2 protein-coding genes are annotated in these 1,391 nt (G+C 68.1%); both read right to left on the bottom strand.

The window, feature by feature from the left end:
- Nucleotides 1-435: NUDIX domain-containing protein (locus tag P3W85_RS34520; protein ID WP_276268065.1), on the bottom strand; the 435-nt coding region annotated here is incomplete at its 3' end.
- Nucleotides 432-1,343, bottom strand: a complete 912-nt coding sequence (locus P3W85_RS34515) for an ATP-binding protein (protein WP_276268064.1) — start codon at nucleotides 1,341-1,343, stop codon at nucleotides 432-434. The genes P3W85_RS34520 and P3W85_RS34515, both read right to left, overlap by 4 nt.
- Nucleotides 1,344-1,391: the final 48 nt, after the last annotated feature.

Here is a 1,391-nt window from a genome sequence, read left to right as displayed (position 1 = left end):
GGCGCCGTTCCCGGTGGCGAGCCACGCCACCACGGGAATGGTCGCGGGCAGCAAGGGCCCCACGTCCACCGGCGCCGACTGCCACGAAAAGGCCTGGCCCTCGCGCCCGACCAGTTCGCCCGCCCACGCCGTGACCTTGCAGAAGTGCAGGCGCACATAGGCATGCGGGTAGTCATGCTCCAGCACATGCCAGCGCACGCAGGCACCCATCTCGATGCCGAGCTCCTCGTGCAGCTCGCGCGCCAGCGCCTCTTCCACCGATTCGCCGGGCTCCAGCTTGCCGCCCGGGAACTCCCAGTAGCCTTCATAGGGCTTGCCCGCCGGACGTTGCGCCAGCAGGAAGCGCCCGTCAGGCTGCACCAGCACGCCCACGGCAACCTCGGTCACCTTGCGCGCCGGCGTGGCGGCGTCGGCGGTCTGCGGTGCTTCGCTCATGCCTGGCCGTCCTGCGCGGAGGCACTGAAGGGCTTGCCGTGCTTGCCGTGCTTGCCGCCCCAGTCGCGGGCGAACTGCCAGGCAACCCGGCCCGAGCGCGAGCCGCGCTCCAGCGCCCACACCAGCGCGTCGCCGCGCGCTGCGGCGACGTCTTCGGCGCTGCAGCCAAAGTGCCCCAGCCAGTGGCCGACGATGGCCAGGTACTCGTCCTGCTTGGGCGGATAGAACGACAGCCACAGCCCGAAACGCTCGGACAGCGAGATTTTCTCCTCCACCACCTCGCCGGGATGGATCTCGCCATCGTCGGTATGCCGGTAGGTCTCGTTGTCCTTCATGTACTCGGGCAGCAGGTGGCGGCGATTGGAGGTGGCGTAGATCAGCACATTGTCCGACTGCGCCGCCACCGAGCCGTCCAGCGCGGATTTCAGCGACTTGTAGCCCGACTCGCCCTCTTCGAACGACAGATCGTCGCAGAAGATGGCGAAGCGCTCGGGACGCCCCGACAGCTGCTCGACGATATCGCCGAGGTCGCCCAGGTCGTCCTTGTCGACTTCCACCAGCCGCAGGCCGTCCTTGACGAAGGCATTGAGGCAGGCCTTGATCAGCGACGACTTGCCGGTGCCGCGCGCGCCCGTCAGCAGCACGTTGTTGGCCGGCAGGCGCTGCACGAACTGGCGCGTGTTGGCGACGATGGCGTCCTTCTGGCGCTCGATGTTCTTCAGATCGTCCAGATGGATCGGCGGCAGCTGGCGGATTGCCTGCAGGTAGCCGATGTTGCCAAACAGGCTCTGGCGCTTGCGCCAGCGGAACGCGACCGCCTGCTCCCAGTCGGACTCGGTCAGCTGGGGCGGCAGCCATTGTTCAAGGCGGGCGAGGAAATTATCGAGGCGGGAGGCGAGATCAGACATGGCGGCTTGGTGGAATGGCGGAGCGTTGGCGGGGCGAGGCCAGCCGCC

Source organism: Cupriavidus basilensis (genome assembly GCF_029335485.1).
Lineage (GTDB): Bacteria > Pseudomonadota > Gammaproteobacteria > Burkholderiales > Burkholderiaceae > Cupriavidus > Cupriavidus basilensis_E.
Note: the sequence above shows the minus strand (reverse complement) of the source record. Positions and strands in the feature narration are given on the sequence as shown.

Bases quoted from the DNA above. Each gene is read 5' to 3' on its own strand.
- P3W85_RS34515 (WP_276268064.1), bottom strand. From the start codon at position 1,343: ATGTCTGATCTCGCCTCCCGCCTCGATAATTTCCTCGCCCGCCTTGAA.